The sequence below is a fragment of the Neoroseomonas oryzicola genome (assembly GCF_012163135.1).
GTDB classification, from domain to species: domain Bacteria; phylum Pseudomonadota; class Alphaproteobacteria; order Acetobacterales; family Acetobacteraceae; genus Neoroseomonas; species Neoroseomonas oryzicola.
The window spans coordinates 355221-379991 of the sequence record NZ_JAAVUP010000004.1; the positions used below are offsets into that span (position 1 = coordinate 355221).

General features: G+C 71.8%; 18 protein-coding genes. 12 read left to right on the top strand and 6 right to left on the bottom strand.

Annotated elements, in window-relative coordinates; genetic code table 11:
* The first annotated feature begins 60 nt into the window (after window positions 1-60).
* A complete protein-coding gene (locus GWK15_RS16565; RefSeq protein WP_168042452.1) occupies window positions 61-1038 on the top strand; it encodes an aldo/keto reductase in 978 nt (325 codons plus the stop codon).
* Here GWK15_RS16565 and GWK15_RS16570 read toward each other — a convergent pair.
* Window positions 1035-1814 (bottom strand): SDR family NAD(P)-dependent oxidoreductase, encoded by a 780-nt coding sequence (locus tag GWK15_RS16570; RefSeq protein WP_168042453.1) that lies wholly within the window; start codon window positions 1812-1814, stop codon window positions 1035-1037. The genes GWK15_RS16565 and GWK15_RS16570 overlap by 4 nt on opposite strands.
* Before the next feature lie 126 nt (window positions 1815-1940).
* Between GWK15_RS16570 and GWK15_RS16575 the strand changes: the two genes are divergently transcribed.
* From GWK15_RS16575 to GWK15_RS16610, 8 genes are read left to right on the top strand one after another with little or no spacing between them, the layout of a single operon-like run.
* A complete protein-coding gene (locus tag GWK15_RS16575; RefSeq protein WP_168042454.1) occupies window positions 1941-2804 on the top strand; it encodes an isocitrate lyase/PEP mutase family protein in 864 nt (287 codons plus the stop codon).
* 52 nt (window positions 2805-2856) lie between these two features.
* Window positions 2857-5358, top strand: coding sequence for a glycogen/starch/alpha-glucan phosphorylase (locus GWK15_RS16580; RefSeq protein WP_168042455.1), 2502 nt, complete (start codon window positions 2857-2859; stop codon window positions 5356-5358).
* Window positions 5355-7562: a 1,4-alpha-glucan branching protein GlgB gene (gene glgB, locus GWK15_RS16585; RefSeq protein ID WP_168042456.1), complete on the top strand. Its 2208-nt coding sequence runs from the start codon at window positions 5355-5357 to the stop codon at window positions 7560-7562. The genes GWK15_RS16580 and glgB overlap by 4 nt, the downstream gene beginning before the upstream one ends.
* A gap of 30 nt (window positions 7563-7592) precedes the next feature.
* Window positions 7593-8861, top strand: a complete 1269-nt coding sequence (gene glgC, locus GWK15_RS16590) for a glucose-1-phosphate adenylyltransferase (protein WP_168042457.1) — start codon at window positions 7593-7595, stop codon at window positions 8859-8861.
* A 3-nt stretch (window positions 8862-8864) separates the two neighbouring features.
* Window positions 8865-10301: a glycogen synthase GlgA gene (gene glgA, locus GWK15_RS16595; RefSeq protein WP_168042458.1), complete on the top strand. Its 1437-nt coding sequence runs from the start codon at window positions 8865-8867 to the stop codon at window positions 10299-10301.
* Window positions 10294-14073 (top strand): glycogen debranching protein GlgX, encoded by a 3780-nt coding sequence (gene glgX, locus GWK15_RS16600; RefSeq protein WP_168042459.1) that lies wholly within the window; start codon window positions 10294-10296, stop codon window positions 14071-14073. Before glgA ends, glgX begins: the two co-directional genes overlap by 8 nt.
* Window positions 14074-14111: 38 nt before the next feature.
* Window positions 14112-14444: an FKBP-type peptidyl-prolyl cis-trans isomerase gene (locus GWK15_RS16605; RefSeq protein ID WP_168042460.1), complete on the top strand. Its 333-nt coding sequence runs from the start codon at window positions 14112-14114 to the stop codon at window positions 14442-14444.
* Window positions 14445-14454: 10 nt separating this feature from the next.
* Window positions 14455-15810, top strand: a complete 1356-nt coding sequence (locus GWK15_RS16610; RefSeq protein ID WP_168042461.1) for an MFS transporter — start codon at window positions 14455-14457, stop codon at window positions 15808-15810.
* Here the strand turns inward: GWK15_RS16610 and GWK15_RS16615 are convergent.
* Window positions 15794-17407 carry a GMC family oxidoreductase gene (locus GWK15_RS16615; protein WP_338147272.1) on the bottom strand — a complete coding sequence of 538 codons (1614 nt, stop codon included), beginning with the start codon at window positions 17405-17407 and terminating at the stop codon, window positions 15794-15796. The two genes, GWK15_RS16610 and GWK15_RS16615, sit on opposite strands and share 17 nt — an antisense overlap.
* 131 nt (window positions 17408-17538) lie before the next feature.
* Between GWK15_RS16615 and GWK15_RS16620 the strand changes: the two genes are divergently transcribed.
* Window positions 17539-18534, top strand: a complete 996-nt coding sequence (locus tag GWK15_RS16620; RefSeq protein ID WP_168042462.1) for a Bug family tripartite tricarboxylate transporter substrate binding protein — start codon at window positions 17539-17541, stop codon at window positions 18532-18534.
* A gap of 8 nt (window positions 18535-18542) precedes the next feature.
* Here GWK15_RS16620 and GWK15_RS16625 read toward each other — a convergent pair whose 3' ends face one another.
* Genes GWK15_RS16625 through GWK15_RS16640 form a run of 4 tightly spaced genes read right to left on the bottom strand, consistent with a single transcriptional unit; the run spans window position 18543 to window position 22345 of the window.
* Entirely contained in the window at window positions 18543-19523 is a 981-nt protein-coding gene (locus GWK15_RS16625) for an ABC transporter ATP-binding protein (RefSeq protein WP_209442242.1), read from the bottom strand.
* On the bottom strand, window positions 19520-20491 hold the full coding sequence (locus tag GWK15_RS16630; protein ID WP_168042464.1) for an ABC transporter ATP-binding protein: 972 nt from the start codon (window positions 20489-20491) through the stop codon (window positions 19520-19522). The genes GWK15_RS16625 and GWK15_RS16630 overlap by 4 nt, the downstream gene beginning before the upstream one ends.
* 19 nt (window positions 20492-20510) lie before the next feature.
* On the bottom strand, window positions 20511-21371 hold the full coding sequence (locus GWK15_RS16635) for an ABC transporter permease (protein ID WP_168042465.1): 861 nt from the start codon (window positions 21369-21371) through the stop codon (window positions 20511-20513).
* Window positions 21368-22345: an ABC transporter permease gene (locus tag GWK15_RS16640; protein ID WP_168042466.1), complete on the bottom strand. Its 978-nt coding sequence runs from the start codon at window positions 22343-22345 to the stop codon at window positions 21368-21370. Before GWK15_RS16640 ends, GWK15_RS16635 begins: the two co-directional genes overlap by 4 nt.
* An 84-nt stretch (window positions 22346-22429) precedes the next feature.
* Between GWK15_RS16640 and GWK15_RS16645 the strand changes: the two genes are divergently transcribed.
* The gene (locus GWK15_RS16645) at window positions 22430-24022 is read left to right on the top strand and encodes an ABC transporter substrate-binding protein (protein WP_168042467.1); all 1593 of its coding nucleotides are present in this window, start codon (window positions 22430-22432) and stop codon (window positions 24020-24022) included.
* A gap of 22 nt (window positions 24023-24044) precedes the next feature.
* Window positions 24045-24746 carry a creatininase family protein gene (locus GWK15_RS16650; RefSeq protein WP_168042468.1) on the top strand — a complete coding sequence of 234 codons (702 nt, stop codon included), beginning with the start codon at window positions 24045-24047 and terminating at the stop codon, window positions 24744-24746.
* Window positions 24747-24771 lie beyond the last annotated feature (25 nt).

Sequence of the window (24771 nt, forward strand, 5' to 3'; positions counted from 1 at the left end):
TGCTTGTCGTGCCCGCGCCCGTGGCGCAGCATCCCCGCCGAGAGAGGGAACGACGGAACGATGGAACAGCGACGTCTGGGCCGGACCGGCATCATGGTCTCGGTCCTCGGCTATGGCTGCGGCGCTATCGGCGGGCTGATGGTCAAGGGCACGGCCGCCGAGCAGGACCGCGCCATCGGCCGCGCCATCGACCAGGGCATCACCTATTTCGATACCGCCGCCGCCTATGGGGATGGCGTGTCGGAGACCAATCTCGGCCGCGCGCTGAAGGCGCTGGACGCCAAGGTCACGGTCGCGACGAAGGTGCGCATCCGCGGCGAGCAGCGCGGCGACATCGGCGGCGCGATCGTCGCCTCGGTCGAGGCGAGCCTTGCGCGGCTCGGCCGCGACAGCGTCGATATCCTCCACCTGCACGAACCGATCACGCGCGACGGCGCGCCGCCGACCTTCACCGCCGAGCGGATCCTGAACGAGGCGGTTCCCGTGCTGCAGCGGCTGAGGGACCAGGGCAAGTTCCGCTTCTACGGCATCACCGGCCTCGGCGAGGCGCCGGAGATCCGCCGCGTGCTGGACCAGGGCGGCTTTTCCACCGCGCAGATGCCCTACAACGTGCTGAACCCGAGCGGCGTGGCGCCGTTGCCCGCGGGATCGGCGATGCCGGATCTTGGCGGCTGCATCCGCCATGCGGCCTCGGTCGATGTGGGCGTGATGGCGATCCGCATCATCGCCGGCGGCGCGCTGAGCGGGTCGGAGGCGCGCAGCCCGCTCGGCGTGCCGAACGTCGCGCCGATTGCCTCCGGCGTCACCTACGCCGCCGATGTTGCCGCGGCGCGGCGCCTGCTGCCGGTCATCCAGGCGGGCCATGCGGCGGACCTGGTGGAACTCGCGCTGCGCTATGCCGCCATGCCCAGGGAGATCTCGACCGCGATCGTCGGTACCTCCAGCATCGCCGAGCTCGACCACGCGGTTGCCGCCATCGCCAAGGGCCCGCTGCCGCCGGAGGCGATGGCGATGATCGCGGCGATCCAGGCCGGCTAGAGGTTCCGCCGCTCCGCCCGCAGCGTCGGCAGGCCGATGCCGGTCGCGTCGAAACCGCCATCGACCGCGATGACCTGCCCGGTGAGATAGGAGGCGCGGTCGGAGCAGAGGAAGAAGATCGCCTCGGCGAGCTCCGTCTCGAGCCCATAGCGGTTGAGCGGGATGGTGTCGTGGTAGTCGCGGCGGATCTCCGGCGTGTGCACCGCCTTGGCCATTGCCGTGTCCACGGGCCCGGGGGCCACCGCATTCACGCGGATGCCGAGCGCGGCGAGTTCCACCGCCTGCTGCTTCGTCAGATGCGCAAGCCCCGCCTTGGACGTCCCGTAGGCCACGCGCAGCGTCGACGCCCGCAGGCCGGAGATGGAGGTGATGTTCACCACCGCCCCGCCGCCGGTCTCGGCCATGATCGGCGCCGCCGCCTGGGTCGCGAGGAAGGGCCCGGTCAGGTTCACCGCCAGCACGCGCGCCCATTCGTCGGGCGTGGTTTCCAGGATCGGCTTGAACACGGCGGTGCCGGCGTTGTTCACGAGCGCGTCCAGCCGCCCGAAATGCGCCGCCGCGCGCCGCACCGCGGCCTGCACGCCAGCTACGTCCGCGACGTCGCAATGCAGCGCCAGCGTCTCCTCCGGCCGCGCCAGTTCCGCCATGGCGTGGCCGAGCAGCTCCCCGTCGATGTCGAGCAGCGCGACGCGCCAGCCCTCGGCGAGGAAGCGCCGCGTTGTGGCGAGGCCTATGCCGCGGCCGGATCCCGTGACGAGCGCGACCTTCTCGGACATGGCGCGATTCCTCCATCTCTTGGCGCGCATGCTTCCATGGCGAGGCGGGCCTGCCCAGCCCCGGGGGTTCGCGCGGGGCCCGCGCCATGCTCGGATGCGGGCGCGAACCACGCGAGGAAACGCCCGATGACCGCCCCCGAACGCATGCGCGCCCTGCTGGCGCGGCCCGACTTCGTCGTCATGCCTGCCGTCTGGGATGGGCTGACGGCCAAGATGACGGCCGCGGCCGGCTTCCAGACCGCCTTCCTGTCGGGGTCCTGCGTGGCGGCGAGCCGCCTCGGCGGTCCGGACCTCGACCTCGTGACCTTCGCGGAGATGTTCGACAGCTTCAACATGGTGCATGGCGCCGCGCCGGACCTGCTGGTGCTGGCCGATGGCGACCATGGCTACGGCAATCCGATGAACGTGCAGCGCACCGTCCGCGCCTATGGCCGCGCCGGTGCCGCCGCCATCCTCATCGAGGACAAGATCACCCCGCGCGCCCTGACCGCCGCCGGCAAGCCCTGCCTGCCGCGGGAGGAAGCGCGCATGAAGGTCCGGGCCGCGGTCGAGGCCGCGAAGGAGTCCGGCATCCTCGTCCTCGCGCGGACCGATTGCCGCCCGACCGCCGGCATCGACGAGGCGGTGGCCCGCATCGAGATGTTCGTCGAGGAAGGGGCCGACATCCTCTTCCTAGACAGCCCCGCAGATGACGAGGAGATCCGCCGCGCCGTCGCGGCCGCCAAGGGGCGCCCGTCCTTCGCGGTGCTCTCGCCCGGCGCCCCGCGCGCCACGCCGGACCGCAAGCGGGCGGCGGAGCTCGGCTTCAAGATCGGCACCTATCCGACCGGGCTGCTCTCCCCGGTCGCGGCCGGCATCAAGGCCGGGCTCGCCGCGCTGAACGCGGGGGAGGCGGAATCGCCCATGGCCCTGCCGCCCCCGGAACTGCGCACGCTGCTCGGCTACGGGGATTACGACGCACAGGCCAGGCGCTTCATTCCTCAGGGCTGACGAAGGCAGGCCGGCGACGACCATCGCCGGCCTTTTCTCGCACCTGCACAACATGGTCTGGTATCAGGATGGATCGACCCTCCGGAGACCAGCCCTGAACACCTCCGTTGCCGCCGCCGCCCCCGCCACCGCCGAGGTCTCGGCGTTGCGCGACCTGATCCTGCGCAAGCTGACCTATACCCTCGGCAAGGCTGCCTCCGAGGCGCGCGATCGCGACTGGTTCATGGCGACCGCGCTCGCCGTGCGCGACCATGTGGTGGACCGCTTCCTCGCCCAGATGCGCGATCGCCCCGCCGCCTCGGGCAAGACGGTCTACTACCTGTCGCTCGAGTTCCTGATCGGGCGGCTGTTGCGGGAGAACATCTCGAATCTCGGCCTGACCGAGGAATTGCGCGCCGCGCTCGCCGAACTCGGCGTCACGCTGGACCAGGCGCGTCTTGCCGAACCCGATGCGGCGCTCGGCAATGGCGGCCTCGGGCGGCTCGCGGCCTGCTTCCTCGAGAGCATGTCGAGCCTCGGCATCCCCGCCTTCGGCTACGGCATCCGCTACGATCACGGGCTGTTCCGCCAGATCATCCGCGAGGGCTGGCAGCAGGAATACCCCGAGGACTGGCTGACGTTCGGCAACCCCTGGGAATTCGCCCGTCCCGAGATCCGCCACCGCATCGGCTTCGGCGGGGAGGTGGCGACCGAGAACGGGCATGACGGCGAACCGCGCCATCGTTGGCATCCCGGCGAGACGGTCGACGCCGTCGCCTACGACACGCCGGTGGTCGGCTGGCGCGGGAAGCAGGTGAACCATCTGCGCCTGTGGCGCGCCCGCGCGCCGGATCCGATGCGCCTCGATGCCTTCAACCGCGGCGACCATCTCGGCGCGCTGGCCGAGCAGGTGCGCGCGGAGGCGATCTCCAAGGTCCTGTATCCGTCGGACGACAGCCCGGCGGGGCAGGAACTTCGGCTGCGCCAGGAATACTTCTTCACCTCGGCCGCGCTGCAGGACCTGCTGCGGCGGCACCTGCGCGCGGAGCCCTCGGTCGCGAACCTCGCCGACCACGTCGCGATCCAGCTGAACGATACGCATCCCGCGATCGCCGTCGCGGAACTGATGCGCCTTCTCGTCGACGAGCACGAGCTGCCCTGGGCGGAAGCCTGGCGCATCACCTGCGCCGCACTCTCCTACACCAACCACACCCTGCTGCCCGAGGCGCTGGAGACCTGGCCGGTGCCGCTGATGGAGCGGCTGCTGCCGCGCCACATGCAGATCATCTACCGCATCAATGCCGAGCACCTCGATGCCGTGCGCGCGGCGCATCCGGGCGACGACCGGCTGCTCGCCTCGGTCTCCCTGATCGGGGAGGACCACGGGCGGCGCGTGCGCATGGGGCAGCTCGCCTTTGTCGGCTCGCACAAGGTCAACGGCGTCTCGGCCCTGCATACGGACCTGATGCGCCAGACGGTGTTCCACGACCTGAACGGCCTTTTCCCCGGGCGGATCGTGAACAAGACCAATGGCGTGTCCTTCCGCCGCTGGCTGATGCAGTGCAATCCCGGGCTGACGGCGCTACTGGTCGACGCTCTGGGGCCGCGCGTGCTGGACGCGCCCGAGGCGCTGGCGGAACTCCGCGCGCTGGCCGGCGATGCCGTGTTCCAGGGCCGCTTCGCCGCGGTGAAGCGGGCGAACAAGGAAGCGCTCGCGCTGCGCATCCGGGAACAGATCGGCGTGCGCGTCGATCCCGGCGCGCTGTTCGACGTGCAGATCAAGCGCATCCACGAATACAAGCGGCAACTGCTCAACGTGCTGCAGACGGTCGCACTTTACGAGGCGATGCGCGCCCAGCCGATGCGCGACTGGACGCCGGTGGTGAAGGTCTTCTCCGGCAAGGCGGCGCCCGGCTACCACCGCGCCAAGCTGATCATCAAGCTCGCCTGCGACGTCGCGCGGGTGGTCAACCGCGACCCCTCGGTGCGCGGGCTGCTCAAGGTTGCCTTCCTGCCCAACTACAACGTCTCCGCGGCCGAGGTGATCGTGCCGGCGGCCGACCTGTCGGAGCAGATCTCGACGGCCGGCATGGAGGCGTCGGGCACCGGCAACATGAAGCTTGCGCTGAACGGGGCGCTGACCATCGGCACCCTGGACGGCGCGACGGTCGAGATGGCGGAGCATATCGGGTGCGAGCACCTGTTTCTCTTCGGCCTCTCGGCCGCCGAGGTGGCCGAGCGGCGCGCCAATGGCTGGCGTGGCGAGACGGCGGTCGCGGCCTCGGACTGCCTCGGGGAAGTGCTCGATGCGATCGGCGGCGGGGTCTTCTCGCCGGACGACCACGGCCGCTACCGCCCGCTGGTCGACAGCCTGACGGCCGAGGACTGGTTCATGGTGGCCGCGGATTTCGACTCCTACCTCGCGGCGCAGACGCGCGCGGCGCTGCTCTATCGCGACCCGCAGGCCTGGCGGCGCGAGGCGGTGCTGAACACGGCGGGGATGGGCTGGTTCTCCTCGGACCGCTCCATCGCCGAATATGCGGGCGAGATCTGGAACGTGCCCGTCGCGCCATGACCGGATGGCACGCCGGGGACGAGGCCATCGCCGCGATCCTCGCCGCGCGCCACGAGGATCCCTTCGCGCTGCTCGGGCCGCACGAGGTGGCTGGCGGCATTGTCATCCGCGCCTTCGTCCCGGGGGCCGACACGCTCACCGCGCTGGTGGGCGACGACGCCTGGCCGCTCGAGCGCCGCTCCGAGGCCGGTTTCTTCGAAGGCTTTCGGCCTGGTGCCGCGCGGCCCCGCGCCTATCGCCTGCGGGCGACCCGCGGCGACGATACCTGGGAGTTCCTCGATCCCTACGCCTTCGGCCCGACGCTGGGGCCGCTCGACGACCATCTCCTGGTCGAGGGCACCCATGCGCGGCTCTTCGCCCGGCTCGGCGCGCATCCCTGCGACCATGAAGGCGCGGCGGGCGTGCGCTTCGCGGTCTGGGCGCCGGAGGCGCGGCGCGTCTCGGTCGTCGGCGACTTCAACGCCTGGGACGGGCGGCGCCACCCGATGCGCAAGCGCGTCGATTCCGGCTTGTGGGAGATCTTCCTCCCCGGCCTCGCCGAGGGCGTGCGCTACAAGTACGAGATCCTCGGCCGCGACGGCGCGGTCTGTCCGCTGAAGGCCGATCCCTTCGGCTTCGCGGCGGAACTGCGACCGGCGACGGCTTCGGTCGTCGCCCGCACCGATCGCCATGCCTGGGCCGACGCCGGATGGATGGCGCGGCGCGCCAAGGTCGACGCTCGCCGCGCGCCGATGACGATCTACGAGGTCCATGCCGGATCCTGGCGCCGCCATCCCGATGGCCGCTTCTACAGCTGGGACGAACTCGCGGACGCGTTGATCCCCTACGTCGCCGACCTCGGCTTCACCCATGTCGAGCTGATGCCCATCAGCGAGCATCCGCTCGATGCCTCCTGGGGCTACCAGCCGATCGGCCTCTATGCCGTCACGGCGCGGCACGGGCCGCCCGAGGGCCTGGCGCGGCTGATCGACCGAGCCCATGCGGCGGGGATCGGCGTCATCCTCGACTGGGTTCCGGCGCATTTCCCGCTCGACGCGCCGGGCCTCGCGCGCTTCGACGGCGGGCCGCTCTACGAGCATCCCGACCCGCGGCGCGGCTTCCTGCCCGGCTGGGGAACCGCGGTGTTCGATTTCGGACGGAAGGAGGTCGCGGCCTTCCTCGCGGCGAACGCGCTGTTCTGGCTGAACCGCTACCACGCCGACGGGCTGCGCGTGGATGCCGTGTCGTCGATGCTCTACCTCGACTACGACCGCCCGCCGGACGGCTGGGCGCCCAACGAGGACGGCAGCAACGTCAACCGCGAGGCCGTCGCCTTCCTCCAGCACGTCAACGCGCTCATCGCGCGGGAGGCGCCGGGCGCGCTGACCTGCGCCGAGGAAGCTTCCGCCTGGCCCGGCATCACGGCGCCGCCGGGCGGCACCGGCCTCGGCTTCCGCTTCAAGTGGAACATGGGCTGGATGAACGACACGCTGCGCTACGTGGCGAAGGAGGCGGTGCACCGGCGCTGGCACCACGACCTCGTCACCTTCGGCCTGATGTATGCGTGGAACGAGGCCTTCATCCTGCCGCTCAGCCATGACGAGGTGGTGCACGGCAAGGGCACGCTGCTCGGCCGGCTGCCCGGCGACGACTGGCAGCGCTTCGCGACGCTGCGCTGCCTCTACGCGCATATGTGGGGGCATCCGGGCAAGAAGCTGCTGTTCATGGGCCAGGAGTTCGGCCCCTGGCGCGAATGGTCCGAGGAGCGCGAATGTGACTGGTGGCTGCTGCAGCACGCGCCGCATCGCGGCCTGCAGGACCTGGTGCGCGCGTTGAACCGGCTGCACCGCGACCGTCCCGCCCTGCATGCGCGCGACTGCGAACCCGAAGGCTTCCGCTGGATCGAGGCCGACGACGCGGGCAACTCCGTCTTCTCCTGGCTGCGCTTCGACGGCGCCGGCGGCCCGCCGGTCGCGGTGGTGACCAACTTCACCCCGCTGCCGCGCCAGGGCTACCGCATCGGCCTGCCGGTCGCGGGCGCCTGGCGCGTGGTGCTGAACACGGATGGCGGCGCCTATGGCGGCAGCGGCGCCGGCGCGGCAGGGGAGGTGGTCGCGACCGCCGACCCGCTGCACGGATTGCCCGCCTCGGCGGCGATCGACCTGCCGCCGCTCGGCGCGCTCTACCTCGAACCGGTTTCCTGGACCGCGCCCGGGGATGCATGATGCGGACAACACACAATGGGGGTTCGCGTGATGCCGGATGACCGCCCGACCGTAGGCCCGCCCTATGCGCGCCATGCCATGGCCTATGTCCTCGCCGGTGGGCGCGGGTCGCGGCTGCTGGAACTGACCGACCGTCGCGCCAAGCCGGCGGTCTATTTCGGCGGCAAGTCGCGCATCATCGACTTCGCGCTGTCCAATGCGCTGAATTCCGGCATCCGCCGCATCGCGGTCGCGACGCAGTACAAGGCGCACAGCCTGATCCGCCACCTGCAGCGCGGCTGGAACTTCCTGCGGCCCGAACGCAACGAGACCTTCGATATCCTGCCCGCCAGCCAGCGCGTCGACGAACGCTCCTGGTATCTCGGCACGGCGGATGCGGTGTTCCAGAACCTCGACATCATCGAGGACTATGCGCCGCGCTTCATGGTCATCCTCGCGGGCGACCACGTCTACAAGATGGACTACGAGAAGATGCTCGCCCAGCATGTCGAGACGGGCGCCGACGTCACCGTTGGCTGCATCACTGTCCCGCGTGCCGAGGCGTCCGGCTTCGGCGTCATGCACATCGACGCGGCGGACCGCATCACGGCCTTCGTCGAGAAGCCGGCCGACCCGCCGCCGATCCCCGGGCAGCCCGATCATTCGCTCGCCTCGATGGGCATCTATGTCTTCGACCTGAAGTTCCTCGCCGACCAGCTGCGCCGCGACCATGAGGATGCGGACTCGACGCATGATTTCGGCAAGGACCTGATCCCCTGGATCGTGCAGCACGGCCGCGCCTTCGCGCATCGCTTCGAACGGTCCTGCGTGCGATCGGGTGCGGAGGCCGCGCCCTATTGGCGCGACGTCGGCACCGTCGACGCCTATTGGCAGGCCAATATCGACCTGACCGAGATCGTGCCCGAGCTCGACCTCTACGACCGCGAATGGCCGATCTGGACGCATGCGGAGGTCACGCCGCCGGCGAAGTTCGTCCATGACGAGGACGGACGGCGCGGCGAGGCGGTCTCCTCCCTCGTCTCCGGCGGGTGCATCGTCTCGGGGGCGCGGGTGCGGCATTCGCTGCTCTCGACCGGGACGCACCTGCATTCCTACGCCGCGCTGCACGGCGCGGTGGTGCTGCCCAATGTCAGCGTCGGCCGCGGCGCGCGGCTGATGAACGTGATCGTGGATCGCGGCGTGGCGATCCCCGACGGGCTGGTGGTGGGCGAGGATCCGGTCGACGACGCCGCGCGCTTCCGCCGCACCGAATCCGGCATCTGCCTGATCACCCAGGCGATGATCGACAGGCTCGCCTGACCCATGGGTTTCGAGGTCCTGGCCGTCACCTCCGAGGCCTATCCGCTCATCAAGACCGGCGGGCTGGCGGACGCCGCCGGCGCGCTGCCCGCGGCGCTGGCGCAGGAGGACGTGTCGGTCCGCACCATGCTGCCGGGCTATCGCGCGGTGATGAGCGCGCTTGCGAAGCCGCGCGTGGTGCTCGACCTGCCGCGGCATTTCGGCGGTGCAGCACGGGTGCTCGCGGCGCGCGAGGCGGGGCTCGACCTGCTGGTGCTCGATGCGCCGCACCTGTTCGACCGGCCGGGCGGTCCCTATGTCGCGCCGGGCGGCGGGGAATGGGGCGACAACGCCATCCGCTTCGCCGCCTTCGCCAGCGCCGCCGCGCTTGCCGCGCAGCATGTCGGCGTCTCGGCGGTGCATGCGCATGACTGGCAGGCGGGGCTGGTGCCGGCCTATCTGCGCTTCGCGCCGAAGCGCATCCCCTGCCTCTTCACCATCCACAACATGGCATTCCAGGGGAAGTTCCCGGCGAGCGTCTTCCCCACGCTCGGCCTGCCGCCGCAGGCCTTCGCGCGAGAAGGCCTCGAATACTACGGCGCGGTCGGCTTCCTGAAGGCGGGGCTATGGTTCGCGGACGCGATCAACACGGTCTCGCCGTCCTATGCCGAGGAGATCCTGACGCCGGAAGGCGGCATGGGCCTCGACGGTCTGCTGCGCGGACGCGCGGGCGACCTGCACGGCATCCTCAACGGGCTCGACGTGGTGGATTGGAACCCTGAGACGGATCGCCACCTCGCCGCACGCTTCTCCGCGGCTGACACGGCGCCGCGCGCGATGAACAAGGCCGCGGTGCAGAAGGCCTTCGGACTGGCCGTGGATCCGGACGTGCCGCTGTTCGCCTTCATCGGGCGGCTCGCCTGGCAGAAGGGCGCGGACCTATTGCTCGAGGCCGCGCGCGTCCTGATGGACGGCGGTGCGCAGCTCGCGCTGATCGGATCGGGCGATGCGGCGCTGGAACAAGCCTGCAACGCCTTCGCCGCGGCACATCCGGGTCGTGCCGGCGTCTTCATCGGCTTCGACGAGGGCCGTGCGCGGCAGGTCTATGGCGGTGCGGATGCGATGGTCGTGCCGTCGCGCTTCGAACCCTGCGGGCTCGTCCAACTCTCGGCGCTGCGCTACGGGGCGCCGCCGGTCGTCGCGCGGACCGGTGGGCTGGCGGACACCATCATCGACGCCAGCCCGATGGCGCTTGCCGCGGGATGCGCGACGGGCGTGCAGGTGGCGCCGGGGCGCGCGGATGCGCTCGCCGCCGGGCTGCGGCGCGCCTTGGCCCTGTTCCGCGATGCGCCGACCTGGCGCGCGATACGGGCGCGCGGCATGGCGACCGACGTGTCCTGGGGGCCGTCGGCGAAGCGCTACGCCGCGCTGCTGAAGGGGATCGCCGCGCGGCATGGATGAGGGGGCGCCGACGCCGCTCGGCGTCCACCTCGTCGAGGGCGGGGCGAATATCGCCATCCCCGCGCCCGGCGCGACGGCGATCGATCTCTGCCTGTTCGACGCGGCGGGAGAACGCGAGACAGCGCGCTGGCGCCTGCCCGGCCGCACCGGCGACGTCTTCCACGGCTTCGCGCCGGCCCTGACGGAGGGCGCGCGCTACGGCCTGCGCGCGCTTGGCCCGACGGAACAGCACTTCGACCCTGCGAAGCTGCTGCTCGACCCCTGGGCGCGCGCCATCGACCGGCCCTTCGCCCTCGCGCCCGCCATGTTCGAACCTGGCGCCGACACCGCCGCAGCCATGCCGAAGGCCGTGCTGGCCGCGATGCTGCCGCCCGTCGCGCCGCCGCGAATCACGGGCGGGCGCGTCGTCTACGAACTGCATGTCCGCGGCTCCACCCGCACCCATCCCGCGATCCCCGAAGCGATCCGCGGCACCTTTGCAGGCCTCGCGCATCCGGCGGCGATTGCGCATCTGCGGCGCCTCGGCATCACGCATGTCGAGCTCATGCCCTGCGCGGCCTGGGTGGATGAGCGCCACCTGCCGCCGCTCGGGCTCACCAACTACTGGGGCTACAACACGGTCGGCTGGCTGGCGCCCGATCCGCGCCTCGCGCCCGGTGGCATGGCAGACGTCCGCGCCGCCGTCGCCGCCCTGGCCGAGGCCGGGATCGGCACCATCCTCGACATCGTCCTGAACCATTCGGGGGAGGGCGACGAGCACGGGCCGACGCTCTCGCTGCGCGGCCTTGGCGATGCCGCCTGGTATCGCACCCGGCCCGGCGCACCCGGGCGCTACGCGAACGAGACCGGCTGCGGCAACAGCCTCGCCCTCGATCATCCCTGGCCCTTGCGGCTCGCCATGGATGCGATGCGGCACTGGGTGTCGCAGGCGGGCCTGGCGGGGTTGCGGCTCGACCTCGCGACGACGCTGGGGCGGCGGGCGGGAGGCTTCGATCCGCTGGCACCGCTGCTGCAGGCGATGCGCCAGGACCCGCTGCTCGCGGATCGTTGGATCATCGCCGAGCCCTGGGATGTCGGGCATGGCGGCTATCGCCTCGGCGCCTTTCCGCCGGGCTGGGGCGAGTGGAACGACCGCTTCCGCGACGAGACGCGCCGCTTCTGGCGCGGCGATGCCGGCAGCCTCGGCGGCTTCGCGACGCGCTTCGCGGGATCGCGCGACGTCTTCGGCACGCGCCCCGCGACCGAGAGCGTGAACTTCGTCACGTCACATGACGGCTTCACGCTGGCCGACCTCGTCAGCCACGCGCGGAAGCACAATGCGGCGAATGGCGAGGGCAACCGCGACGGCGCGGGCGAGAACCTGTCCTGGAATAACGGCGTCGAAGGTGCGACCGACGATCCTGCCATCCTCGCGCGGCGAAAGGCGGATGTGCGGGCGCTGCTGGCGACGCTGCTCGCCGCGCGCGGCACGCCGATGCTCTCCATGGGCGACGAGGCCGGGCGCAGCCAGCAGGGCAACAACAACGCCTGGTGCCAGGACGATGCGCTGTCCTGGTTCGACTGGACCGCCGCCGATGACGCGCTCGTCGAGTTCACGGCACGTCTCGTCGCCGCGCGCCGCCGGCATCCCGCACTCGCCTCCGCGGCGCCGCTGACCGGCGCGGTCGATGCGGGCAGTGACGCCGATGTGCGCTGGCTGCGCCTCGATGGCGGGCCGATGACTGACGGTGACTGGATGCATCCGGGCGCGCGCAGCGTCGTGGCATTGTTCCATGCCGCGGGCGATCGCGTATTGGTCGTGCTGCACGGCGACCAGACCGAGGCGACGCTGCACCTGCCGCCGCCACGCGCGGGGCATTGCTGGACGCTGATCGCCGACAGCGCCGATCCGGCGCGGGAGGGCGAGGTCCGCGGTCCGCTGCCGCTCGCGCCGCGGTCCGTCGCCTGGTGCGCGGAAGCACCTTCCGCGCCGCGAGCCGCCACCGCCCCCGATACGGCGCTGCTGGCCGAACTCGCCGCAGCCGCCGGGATCGCGACGGCCTGGCACGACATCGCCGGCACGCGCCATGCGGTGCCCGAGGGCACGCTGCGCGCGCTGCTCGGCGCGCTCGACCTGCCAGCGGAAACCGCGATCCAGGCGCGCGACAGCCTCGCCCGCCGCCGAGCCACCCGGCGCGCGACGGCGCCCACCATCGGCCATTGCGCACCGCCCCCGGAAGGCCGCCGCTTCGGCGTCGTCGCGCAGACCTTCGCGCTGCGCCATGCGGCGGACCAGGGGATCGGCGACTATGGCGCGCTCGCGCGCCTCGCCGCCGCGGCGGGTGTGCGCGGCGCGGCGCTGATCGGCCTCAGCCCGCCCCACGCGCTGATGCCGGTCGAGCGCGAGCGCGCCAGCCCCTACCAACCCTCTGACCGGCGCTTCCTCGAACCCGTGCTGCTCGACGTCACGGCGCTGCCCGATGTCGGCGGCGCGCCCGCCGTGCGCGCGGCGCTTGCCGCGGCCGAACCCGTCTTCGCGGCGCTGCGTGGCGGCGCGCTGGTCGACTATCCCTCCGTCTGGACGGCGAAGCGCGGCGTGCTCGAGGCCGCCTTCCGCGCGCTGCCGGCCGATCATGCCGCCCTCCGCGCGCTGGACGATTCGGCGCTCGCGGATTTCTGCACCTTCGCCGCGCTCGCCGACCGCCATGGACCGCGCGGTGCCTGGCCGTCCGGCCTTGCGCATCCGGCCGATCTCGCCGTTGCGCGCTTCCGCGCCGAACAGGCCGACGCCATCCGCTTCCACTCCGCGCTGCAATGGTTCTGCGACCGGCAACTCGCCGCGGCCGCTGCGGCCGGGCCTGGCCTCTATCGCGACCTCGCCGTCGGCGCCGCCCCGGACGGAGCTGAAACCTGGTCCCAGCCCGGGGCCTTCCTGGATGGTTTCTCGATCGGCGCGCCGCCCGATCCCTTCTCGGCCGAGGGCCAGGTCTGGGGCCTGCCGGTGCCGAACCCGCACGCGTCCGAGGCCTCGGGCCATGCCGGCTTCGCCGCGCTGCTCGCGGCCAATATGCGGCATGCGCGGGCGATGCGGCTCGATCACGCGATGGGGCTCGAGCGGCTTTTCGTCGTGCCGGCGGGTGCCCGGGCTTCCGAAGGCTGCTACCTGCATGGCGATGGCGCCGGGATGCTCGCGACCCTGGCGCGCGAAAGCCGCGCGGCCGGCTGCGCCGTGGTCGGGGAGGCGCTCGGCACCGTGCCCGAGGGCTTCACCGACCGCCTGTCCGCTGCCGGCGTGCTCGCCTATCGCGTGCTGTGGTTCGAGCGCGACGGCACCGGCTTCCGCGACCCGCGGACCTGGCCGGCCTCGGCCGCCGCTTGCGTCTCCACCCACGACCTCGCGCCGCTCGCCGGCTGGTGGGAAGGCGCGGAGATCGCCGAACGCGCGGCCCTCGGCCTAGCCGCCGCGGAACCTGCGCTGCAGGACCGCGCACGCGACCGCGCCGCGCTCTGCGCCGCCTGCGGCATCTCGGACCGACCCTATGGCCCTCAGGCCGCCGCCGCCGTGCACGGCTTCGTCGCCGCGGCGCCGAGCGCGCTGATGCTCGTCCAGGCCGAGGATCTCGCCGGCGAGCGCATCGGCGTGAACCTGCCCGGCACCGATCGCGAGCGCCCCAACTGGCGCCGCCGTCTGCCCGTCGCGGCCGATGCGCTGTTCGAGGGTGACCTGCCGCGCGCCATCCTCGGCGCGCTGCGCGAACGCGGGGCCGATGACGGCGGCCCGCCGAGGATGTAGAGCATCCCCGTCACACTCATCGGCAGGGAGAACACGCCATGACCGACACGCTCATCGGCACGGGTGAGGAAGCGACCGCGGGCCGCACCGTCACCGTGCACTACACCGGCTGGCTCTTCGACCCCGAGGCGCCGGACAACAAGGGCCGCAAGTTCGACAGCTCGCGCGACCGTGGCGATCCCTTCAGCTTCGAGCTCGGCGCCGGCTACGTCATCCAGGGCTGGGACAACGGCTTCGCCGGCATGAAGGTCGGCGGCCAGCGCACGCTGGTGATTCCGCCCGAGCAGGGCTACGGCGCGCGCGGCGCCGGCGGCGTCATCCCTCCCAACGCGACGCTGCTGTTCGAAGTGGAACTGCTCGCGGTCGACTGACCGCGCGGCGATGACCCCGCGCGACCTGGTCCGGCTGCTGCCGATCTTCCTCGGCACCGCGATCGTGCCGCTGGACAGTTCGGTGAACGTCGCCTTCCCCGCGATCGTCGCCGCCTTCGGGCTGGAGGTGGCGGCGATCCAGTGGATCCCGATCTGCTACGTGCTGACCTATGGCAGCCTGATGCTTGCGGTCGGGCGGATCGGCGACATCTTCGGCCATGCGCGGGTCTTTCGCATCGGGCTCGCCTGGTCGGCGGTGGCGCTCGCGCTCTGCGCGCTGTCGCCGACCTATGGCGCGCTGCTCGGTGCGCGGGTGCTGCAGGGGATCGGCGCGGCGCTCGCCATCGGATGCGGGCCGGCGCTCGCCGCGAACCTTTTTCCTGAAGGGATGCGCGTGAAGGCGCTCGCGGCCTATGCGACCGGCTTCGCGGCGGCGCAGGCGAGCGGCCCGCTGCTCGGCGGCGTGCTGGTGCAGGCGATGGACTGGCAGGGGGTCTATTGGTTCCGCGTGCCGCTGGCGCTTGCCGCGTTGTGGCTGGCGCGCGGGTTGCCCGCCGCACCCGTCGCCAAAGCGCGCGAGCCCTTCGACGCCGCGGGCGCGGTGCTGCTGACCACCACCGTCGCGACGGCGCTGCTCGCGGTGAACCGTGCGCCGGCCCCGGTCGCGCTGCTGCTCGCCGTGATCGCGGTCGGGACCTCGGCTGGCTTCCTGTGGCAGAGCGGGCGCGCCGCGCGACCCATCATCGACCTGGGCCTGTTTCGGCGACCGGGCTTCGCGGCGCTGAACCTCGCCAACGCCATGGTGAACTTCGCCGCCTTCGCGGTGATGCTGGTGGGACCCTTCTACCTTGTGCGCGTTGCGGGGCTGTCCGCGCTCGCCCTCGGCGTCATGCTGGCGGCGAGCCATGGCGGGGCCGTACTCGGGGCCTCGCTCGGCGGCTGGGCGGTGCCGCGCTTCGGGGCGCGGGCCGTGGTGCTGACGGGCGCGGGGCTGACCGCGGCGGGGTTGCTCGGCATCGCGACCTGGGGTGCCGGCACGGCGGTGCCGGTGCTCATGGTGACGCTGGCGGTGCAGGGCATCGGCACCGGCCTCTTCACCCTCGCCTATACCGATGCCGTGACGGCGACGATGCGGCGGGAGGATCGCGGCGTCGCCGGAAGCCTGACCACGCTGACGCGCACCCTCGGCGTCGTCGCCGCGGCCTCGCTGCTGATGCTGCTGCTCGGCGTGCGGGAGGCGGCCTTCGTGGCCGGCGGCGCCGCGCCGGCGGCCGCCTTCCTTGCCGCCTACCGGGAGGTCTTCCTGCTCGCCGCGGCGCTGGCGCTGCTCGCCCTACCGGTGCTGCGGCTCAGGCCGCGCGCTTGACGATGTCCGCGGCCTTTTCCGCCAGCATCAGCACGGCGGGGTGGATGTTCGATGACGGCACCAGCGGGAAAACCGAGGCATCCGCGACCCGCAGCCCCGTCACGCCACGCACGCGCAACTCCGGATCCACCACGGATCGATCGTCCGATCCCATCCGGTTCGTGCCGCAGGGGTGGTAGACGGTCGCGCCATTGGCGCGGATGTAGTCCAGCACCTGGTCCTCGCTCTCGGTGGCGGGGCCGGGGAATTCCTCCCGCTCGATCAGGTTCGCGAAGGGCTCGGTCGCGGCGATGCGCCGGCCGAGTTTCGCGCTTTCCAGCATGATGCGGATGTCGGATGCCGCGCTGAGGTAGTTCGCGCGGATCACCGGCTTGATGTCGGCGGACGGCGCGCGCAGCGTCAGCTCCCCGCGGCTGTCCGGGCGGCAGACGCAGAAATTGAAGGTGAAGCCGGGGTATTTCGCGAGGGAGCTCGCACCCTTCGACTGGTCGCCGAGGCTGAAGTTCACGAACTGGAACTGCACCTCCGGTTCTTCCGACCCCGGCAGCACGCGGGCGAACAGGCTCGCCTCGGACGCGCCGACGGCCATCTGGTTCTTCCCGCGCAGGAACCACCCCAGGCCGAGGCCCGCCGCGCGCACCGGGTTCGCCATGATCTCGTTCAGCGTCCCGCAGGGCTTGGTGCGGAAGGCGTAGCGGATCATGAAGTGGTCCTGCAGGTTCTTGCCGACCTCCGGCGCGTTCACCGCGACCGGGATGCCCATCCCCTGCAGCGCCGCGCCGTCGCCGATGCCCGAGAGCATCAGCAGCTTCGGGCTTTCGATCGCACCGGCGCAGAGGATGACCTCCCGCCGCGCGAGATAGGTCTCGTCGCCCTCGGGGCCACGCACGACCACGCCGATGGCGCGGCCATCCTTGACCAGGATGCGCTGGCCGAGGCGTTCGGTGTGCACCACGAGGTTCGGTCGCCCGAGCGCGGGCTTGAGGTAGGCCGTCGCCGGCGACCAGCGCCAGCCGCGATGGACGTTGAGCTGGTTCGGCGCCACGCCCTCGAACCACTCGCCGTTGTTGTCGGGGTTGCGCGTGAAGCCGAGGCGCTCGCAGGCCTCGACGAAGGCGCGGCAGCCGGGGGAGGGCTCGGGCACCTCGCCGATCTGCACCGGGCCGTCCTTGCCGCGGTACTCGCTCTCGGGCCCCGCGAAGGTTTCGAGCTTCTTGAAGGAGGGCAGGCAGTCCTCGTAGGACCAGCCGCGCGCGCCGGACTGCGCCCAGCGGTCGTAGTCGCGCGGCGAGCCGCGCAGGAAGACCAGGCCGTTGACGCTGCCCGACCCGCCGATGACGCGCCCGCGCGGCCAGTAGAGGCTGCGCCCGTTCAGCTCCGGCTCGGCCTCGGTCTGGTAGTTCCAGTCGAACTTCCGCGTGACGTAGAGCCGCGCGAAGCCCATCGGGATGTGGATCCAGGGGTTGCGGTCCCAGGGCCCGGCCTCGAGCAGGATGACCTTGGCGTTGGGGTCCTCGGACAGCCTGGCGGCCATCACGCAGCCGGCGGAACCCCCGCCCAGGATCACGTAGTCGGCTTCGCGCTGGCTGTCGCTCACTGTTCCGTCCCCTGACTGCTTTGCGGGGAGGATAGCGGAAGCGGCGCGCCTGGCATCCCCCCTGGCATTGCCTCGGGCGCATGGCGCCACCTAGGCTTCGTCCGGGGAAACGGACAGGAACGCGCGGGACCATGCCCGACGACATCAGGTTGCATCGGCGGCATCTGCTGGCTGCGGGCGGCGCTGCGCTGGCGGGGCCCGCGCTGGCCCAGCCGGCGGAGTGGCGGCCGACCCAGCCGGTCCGGATCGTCGTCGCGGCCGCGCCGGGCGGCACGCTCGACATCCATGCGCGGGCGGCGCAGCCGCTGCTCGCCCAGCGGCTCGGCCAGGCGGTGGTGGTGGAGAACCAGGGCGGCGCCGCAGGCCGCGTCGCGGCCATGCAGGTCGGGCGCGCCGCGCCGGACGGGCATACGCTGCTGGTCGGCTCGGGCGACGGCATCGTGCTGCAGGACATCCTGCTCAGTGCCCGCCAGGGCCGGGCGCGAGCGAACCTGCGCGCGGTGACCATGACGATCAGCGCGGCGCAGCTGCTGGTGACGCATCCGCGCTCGGGGCTGCGCAGCGTGCAGGACTATGTCGCGGCGCTGCGGACGCGCGGCGAGCGGGTGACGCTGGCCGTGCCCGGCATCGGCGGCATCGCGCACATCATCAGCGAGATGGTGAACCGGCAGCTCGGCCTGAAGGTGACCCACGTGCCCTATCGCGGCGGCGGGCCGGCGACGCTCGACCTGCTGGCGGGACAGGTGGATGCGATGATCATCACCCTGCCGGCGGTGACGACGCATGTGAGGGAAGGGCGGCTGGTGCCGCTCGCGGTCTCGACGCTGGCGCGCGATCCGGCGCTGCCGGACACGCCGTCCTTCGCCGAGAGCGTCGCGCCGGGCTTCGACGTGCCGAGCACCCAGGGCGCGCTGGTGCCGGCGGGCACGCCCGATCCGGTCGTCGCCGCGCTGTACTCGGCATGGCGCGATGCGCTGGCCGACGCGGGCGTGAAGGCGCGGCTCGAGGCGCTGGGCTTCGTCATCCACGCCAGCACCCCCGCCGAATTCGAACGCAGCCTGGCGGACTCCGAGGCGCGCTTCGCCGAGGTCATCTCCGCCGCCGGCATCCGCTCGGAAGACGGGTAGGCGCCTCCTCAGGCGTGGTGGCAGGCGACCTCGGTGCCATCCGGCTGCGCCGTCAGCACGGGGCGTTCGCGCCGGCAGAGATCGCTCGCGCGCGGGCAGCGCGGGTGGAAGGCGCAGCCTTCGGGCGGGGAGAGCGGGGAAGGGAGCTCGCCCGCGATCGGGCGGAACTCGACGCTCGCTGCGTCCAGCCGCAGCTTCGGCACGCTGTCGAGCAGGGCCTGCGTGTAGGGATGCCGCGGCGCGGCGTAGATCCGCGCGGCCGCCCCGATCTCCACGATCCGTCCCAGGTACATGATCGCGACGCGGTCCGAGACGTGCCGCACGACGGACAGGTCGTGCGAGATGAACAGGCAGGTCAGCCCCAGCGCCGCGCGCAGGTCGAGGAAGAGGTTGAGGATCTGCGCCTGGATCGACACGTCGAGCGAGGCGACCGGCTCGTCGCACACCAGGATTTCCGGCCGCATCGCGAGCGCGCGGGCGATCGCCACGCGCTGGCGCTGCCCGCCGGAGAACTGGTGCGGGAAGCGCGTCGCGACCGCGGGGTCGAGGCCGACGCGCGTGAGCCAGTCGGCCACGAAGGCGGGTGCGGCCGCGCGGGTGACGAGGCCATGCGCGATCGGTCCCTCGCTGATCGTTGCCCCGATGCGTCGGCGCGGGTTGAGCGAGGCGAAGGGGTCCTGGAAGACGGTCTGGATGCGCGTCGTGGTCTTGTGCCCGCCGCGCATGACGGGCTGGCCATCGACGCTGATCGCCCCGCCGCTCGGCGGCAGGATGCCGGCGACCATGCGCCCGAGCGTCGACTTGCCGCATCCGGATTCGCCCACCAGGCCGAGCGTCTCGCCCTTGCGGATGGCGAAGGAGACGTCGGAGACGGCGCGCACCGGGCGCGTCTCGACGGTCGCGCCGAAGGCGGCGGCGATGCGGTCGCCGATGGTCAGGCGCGGATCGAAGCGGCGCGTCAGCGCGCGGGCTTCCACCAGCGCGGTCATGCCGCCGCCTCCAGCGGATGGTGGCAGAGGAAGAGGCGGCCATCCGCCTCCACGCGCGGCGGCGGCGCATCGCAGTCGGCATCCGCGCGCGGGCAGCGCGGCGCGAAGGGGCATCCCGGCGACAGGGCGAGCAGCGAGGGCGCGGTGCCGGGGATCTGGCGCAGGCGCTGCCCCGGCTCGGCCATCGCCGGCAGGCTGTCGAGCAGGCCACGCGTGTAGGGATGCCGCGGGGCGCGCAGCACCTCGCCGACCGGACCGCTTTCGACGATGCGGCCGGCGTACATGACCAGCACGCGGTCCGCGAGGGAGGAGACGGTCGCGAGGTCGTGGCTGATCCAGATCAGCGCCGTGCCGCTCTCGCGCGCCAGCGCCTTCATCTCGGCGAGGATCTGCGCCTGGATCGAGACGTCGAGCGCGGTGGTCGGCTCGTCCGCCACGATCAGCTCCGGCCCGTTCAGCAGCGCCATGGCGATGGCGACGCGCTGGCGCATGCCGCCCGAGAACTCGTGCGGGTAGTTGGACAGGCGCGTGGCGGCCTCGGGGATGCCGACGCGGGCCAGCATGGCGGCGGCGCGTTCGGCCGCCGCGCGGTCGGAAACCCGCGCATGGGCCTGCAGCGCGAGGGCCATCTGCTGCCCGATGGTCAGCACCGGGTTCAGCGTCGCCTGCGGGTCCTGGAAGACCATGGCGATGCGGCGGCCGCGCAGGGCGCGCATCTCCTCGGGCGGCAGGCCGACCAGGTCGCGCCCGGCGAAGCGGATGGATCCGCCGACGATCTTCCCCGGCGGATCGACCAGGCCGATCAGCGAGAAGCCGGTGACCGACTTGCCCGACCCGCTTTCCCCCACGAGGCCGAGGATCTCCCCGGACGCGAGGCTGAAGGACACGCCGTCCACCGCCTTCGCCACCCCCGCGCGGGTGAGGAAATGCGTCCGCAGGTCTGTGACCTCGAGCAGCGGGGCGCTCATCGGCCCCTCCGCGGAGCGGTCATCGTCTGAGCCTCGGGTTGGTCTGGTCGCGCAGCTGGTCGCCGACCAGGTTGATGCCGACGATGAGCACGATCAGCGCGAGGCCCGGATAGACCGAGATCCAGTAGCGGCCACTCATCATGTACTGGAAGCCGTTGGCGATGAGCATGCCGAGCGACGGTTCCGTCGGCGGCAGGCCAAGGCCCAGGAAGGACAGCGTCGCCTCGAGCGAGATGGCGTTCGCCACCTGCACGGTCGCCACCACGATCAGCGGCGGCAGGACGTTGGGCAGGATGTGGCGGAAGACGATGTGCAGCGTGCCGAGCGGCGTCGCCGCGGCGGCCTCGACATAGTCCTTGCGGCGTTCCGCGCTTGCCGCGCCATAGGCGGTGCGCGCAAAATAAGCGTACTGCGCCGCGACCAGCGCGATCACTAATTGCGACTTGCCCTGCCCGAGCACGGCGACCAGCACCAGCGCCAGGAGGATCGCCGGGAAGGACAGTTGCAGGTCCACCACCCGCATGATGGCGGTTTCGATCCAGCCCCCCGCCTGGGCGGCGAGGATGCCGAGCAGCGCGCCGATGGACAGCGCCACCAGCCCCGCCGCGACGCCCATCTGCAGCGAGATGCGCAGCCCATAGAGGATCGCCGAGAACAGGTCGCGTCCCTGCGCGTCCGTGCCCAGCAGATGCGGATAGCCGTTCGATCCGACGAAGCCCGGCGGCCGCCGCGCATCCATCAGGTTCAGCCCGGCGAGGTCGTAGGGATCCTGCGGCGCGATCCAAGGCGCCGAGAGCGCCGCGCCGACGATGACCAGCACAATCAGCGCGGCGGCAAGCGCCACCTTGTTCTCGGCGTATTCGCGCCAGAAGGCGTTCATGCCGCCGCCCCGTGCCGGCGCAGCCGCGGGTCGAGCAGCGCGTAGGAGAGATCGACCACCAGGTTGATCGTCACGAACAGGAAGGCCACCAGCACCAGGTAGGCGACCATCACCGGCCGGTCGAGCGAGGTGATGGAATCGATGATCAGCTTGCCCACGCCGGGCCAGGAGAAGATCGTCTCGGTCACCACGGCGAAGGCGAGCGTCGATCCGAGTTCGAGCCCGAACACCGTGACGATCGGGATGGAGATCAGCCGCAGCACGTGCCGGCGCAGGATGGTCCGGTCCTTCAGCCCGGCCGCGCGGGCAAACTTCACCGTGTCGGTCAGCATCGCCTCCCGCGTGCCGGCCCGCGACAGGCGGATCATCATCGCGAGCTTGAACAGGCTGAGGTTCAGCGCCGGCAGCAGCAGGAAGGACAGGCCTTCCAGCGTCAGGAAGGACCAGCCGATGCCCAAGACCTGCACCGTCGGCCCGCGATCCCCCGCCGGCAGCCAGTCGAGGTTCACCGCGAAGGTCAGGATCAGGATCAGCCCGACCCAGAAGGTCGGCACCGAGAAGCCCAGCACCGAGACCGCCATGATCGCCCGCGCCACCGGGCTGTCGGGCCGGTAGCCCGCATAGACGCCGAGCGGCACCCCCACCAGCGTGCCGATCAGCACCGCGGCGAGTGCGAGTTCCAGCGTCGCCGGCAGGCGCGACAGGATCAGGTCCAGCACCGGCATGCCGAAGACGAAGGAGGTCCCGAAATCCCCTCGCAGCAGCCGCCCCAGGAAGGCCAGGTATTGCTGCCAGAGCGGCAGGTCGAGCCCGAGCCGGCGGATCGCCTCGGCCCGGATGTCCTGCGTCGCGTCGGGGGAGATCAGCACGTCGATCGGGTTGCCGATGGCATAGACGCCGACGAAGACCAGCGCCGACATCGCCAGCATGACGAGCGCGGCCTGGAGCAGGCGCTGGATGACGAAACCGAGCATCGGTCGGAATATCGGCCAGTTTACAGGGCGCGCAAGGCATTCCAGCATCCCCTGCACAGGACGCTTCCCCCGGAGACCAAGAACATGACGAGTGCCATCCGACGCCTCGCCCTCGCTTCCGTGGCCGTGGCCGCGTTGACCGCCGGCGCGGCCTCCGCCCAGACGCTCACCATGGGCGTCATCGCGGGCCCCGAGAGCATCGACCCGCATTTCACCGCCACGGGCACCCATGCCGAGGCGCTGAAGCACGTCTTCGACACCCTGACCCATTCGGGCGACCAGCTGCAGATCGAACCGGGCCTCGCGGAATCCTGGACCATCGTGAACCCCACGACCTGGGAATTCCGCCTGCGCCGCGGGGTGAAGTTCCACGACGGGTCGGACATGACGGCCGAGGACGTCGCCGCCTCGATCCGCCGCATGCAGACGCTCACGGGCCCGAATCCGACCAGCATCTACGTGCGCCGCGTGCGGGAGGTGCAGATCGTCGATCCGCACACGCTGCGCGTCGTCACCGATGGCCCGGCGCCGACCCTGCCCAACGACTTCATCCGGCTGTTCGTCGTCTCGGCCCGCGCCACCGCCGGCCTGACGCCGGAGACGTCGAACGAGGCCTTCAACAGCGGCCGCGCGGCCATCGGCACCGGCCCCTACCGCTTCGGGTCCTGGACGCCGCGCGAGCAGTTCACCGTCGAGCGCAATGACGGCTACTGGGGCGCCCGCCCGGCCTGGGCGCGGCATGTCCGGCGGGAGATCTCCAACCCCGCCGCGCGCGTCGCGCAGCTGCGCACCGGCCAGGTGGACATGATCGTCCGCGTGCCGGCGGCCGATGTGCCGACGCTCGAGCGTGAGCGCACCCTGGCGGTGACCAAGGCCGAGACGGTCTATGTCTTCAACCTTGCCCTCGACCAGCGGGAGACGACGCCGCAGGTGACGGCGCGCGACGGCTCGCGCCTCGCCGCCAATCCCTATCGCGACCCGCGCGTGCGGGAGGCGATCGACCTGGCCATCGACCGCCGCGCGCTGGCCGAGGTCGCGATGGAAGGCATGGGCACGCCGCAGAGCCAGATGGTCACGCCCAACATCTTCGGCTTCAACCCGGCCATCCAGATCCCGGCGCCGAACGTGGCCCGCGCCCGGCAGTTGCTGACCGAGGCCGGTTACCCCAACGGCTTCCGCATGGTGCTGAACTTCACCAACAACCGTCTGCCCGGCGACAACGGCGTCGGTACCTCCATGGCGCAGATGCTCGCGCGCATCGGCATCGAGGTGCAGGCCGCCGGCCAGCCCGCCGCCGTCATCTTCCCCGCCCGCGCGCGCGGCGAGCTGTCCAATATCATGGCCGGCTGGGGCACGCTGACGGGCGAGGCGAACTACTACTATGCGGCGAATGCGCATTCGAACAACCGCGAGCTCCGCCTCGGAGCCTTCAACTGGAACGGCTATGCGAACCCCGAGGTCGACCGGCTGATCGAGGCGGCGAATGTCGAGCTCGACGACGCGAGGCGGCGCGAGTTGCTGCAGCAGGTCGGCGCGCTGTTCACCGCCGACCGCGTGGTGATCCCGATCGCCGCGGTGGGTTCGGCCTGGGCGACGCGTCGCGACCGCGCCACGCTGCGCGTCGGGCGCAGCGACGAGGAAACCTACGCCTGGGACGTGGCGCCGGTCGCGCGGTGACGCGCGCGGGATCTGACTCGCGATGAGGATCGCCGACTGCAACTGGGCCGATATCGAGGCCTACCTCACGCGCGATGACCGCTGCGTGCTGCCCTTCGGCAGCACGGAGCAGCATGCGGGCCTGTCGCTCTGCGTCGATGCGATCCTCGCCGAACGTGTGGCGGTGGAGGCGGCCGAGCCGCTCGGCGTGCCGGTCTATCCGGCGATGCCCTTCGGCCTCGCACCTTACTTCGCGGCCTTTCCCGGCAGCGTCTCGCTGCGCGTCGAGACGCTGCTCGCCGTTGCGCGGGACCTGATCGCCTCGGTCGCGCGGTCGGGTTTCCGGCGGATTCTCATCGTCAACGGGCATGGCGGGAATGCGCCGGTGGGCGCCCTGGCGCAGGAGATCATGGCCGAGGATCCGCGCCTCTCGATCAGGTTCCACAACTGGTACAACGCGCCGCGCACCTGGGCGGCGGCGATGACGGTCGACACCTCCGGCAGCCACGGCAACTGGATGGAGAACTTCCCCTGGACGCGCCTCGCCCATGCGCCGGCGCCCGAGGGCACCAAGCCGCCGGTCGATATGGCGTTGATGAAGGCCGCGCCGCCGGGGCGCGTGCGGGAGATCCTCGGCGACGGCAGCTATGGCGGCGCCTGGCAGAAGCCCGACGCCGACATGGCGCGCATCTGGGCGGAAGGTGTGGCCGAGACGCGCGCCGCGCTGGAAGGTCCCTGGGCCTAGGGCAGACCCCGATCAGGCGGATGCG

Bases quoted from the DNA above. Each gene is read 5' to 3' on its own strand.
- glgA (WP_168042458.1), top strand. From the start codon at position 8,865: ATGGGTTTCGAGGTCCTGGCCGTCACCTCCGAGGCCTATCCGCTCATC.
- glgX (WP_168042459.1), top strand. From the start codon at position 10,294: ATGGATGAGGGGGCGCCGACGCCGCTCGGCGTCCACCTCGTCGAGGGC.
- GWK15_RS16605 (WP_168042460.1), top strand. From the start codon at position 14,112: ATGACCGACACGCTCATCGGCACGGGTGAGGAAGCGACCGCGGGCCGC.
- GWK15_RS16620 (WP_168042462.1), top strand. From the start codon at position 17,539: ATGCCCGACGACATCAGGTTGCATCGGCGGCATCTGCTGGCTGCGGGC.
- GWK15_RS16575 (WP_168042454.1), top strand. From the start codon at position 1,941: ATGACCGCCCCCGAACGCATGCGCGCCCTGCTGGCGCGGCCCGACTTC.
- GWK15_RS16610 (WP_168042461.1), top strand. From the start codon at position 14,455: ATGACCCCGCGCGACCTGGTCCGGCTGCTGCCGATCTTCCTCGGCACC.
- GWK15_RS16565 (WP_168042452.1), top strand. From the start codon at position 61: ATGGAACAGCGACGTCTGGGCCGGACCGGCATCATGGTCTCGGTCCTC.
- GWK15_RS16625 (WP_209442242.1), bottom strand. From the start codon at position 19,523: ATGACCGCGCTGGTGGAAGCCCGCGCGCTGACGCGCCGCTTCGATCCG.
- glgC (WP_168042457.1), top strand. From the start codon at position 7,593: ATGCCGGATGACCGCCCGACCGTAGGCCCGCCCTATGCGCGCCATGCC.
- GWK15_RS16640 (WP_168042466.1), bottom strand. From the start codon at position 22,345: ATGCTCGGTTTCGTCATCCAGCGCCTGCTCCAGGCCGCGCTCGTCATG.
- GWK15_RS16630 (WP_168042464.1), bottom strand. From the start codon at position 20,491: ATGAGCGCCCCGCTGCTCGAGGTCACAGACCTGCGGACGCATTTCCTC.
- glgB (WP_168042456.1), top strand. From the start codon at position 5,355: ATGACCGGATGGCACGCCGGGGACGAGGCCATCGCCGCGATCCTCGCC.
- GWK15_RS16570 (WP_168042453.1), bottom strand. From the start codon at position 1,814: ATGTCCGAGAAGGTCGCGCTCGTCACGGGATCCGGCCGCGGCATAGGC.
- GWK15_RS16645 (WP_168042467.1), top strand. From the start codon at position 22,430: ATGACGAGTGCCATCCGACGCCTCGCCCTCGCTTCCGTGGCCGTGGCC.
- GWK15_RS16635 (WP_168042465.1), bottom strand. From the start codon at position 21,371: ATGAACGCCTTCTGGCGCGAATACGCCGAGAACAAGGTGGCGCTTGCC.
- GWK15_RS16580 (WP_168042455.1), top strand. From the start codon at position 2,857: ATGGTCTGGTATCAGGATGGATCGACCCTCCGGAGACCAGCCCTGAAC.
- GWK15_RS16650 (WP_168042468.1), top strand. From the start codon at position 24,045: ATGAGGATCGCCGACTGCAACTGGGCCGATATCGAGGCCTACCTCACG.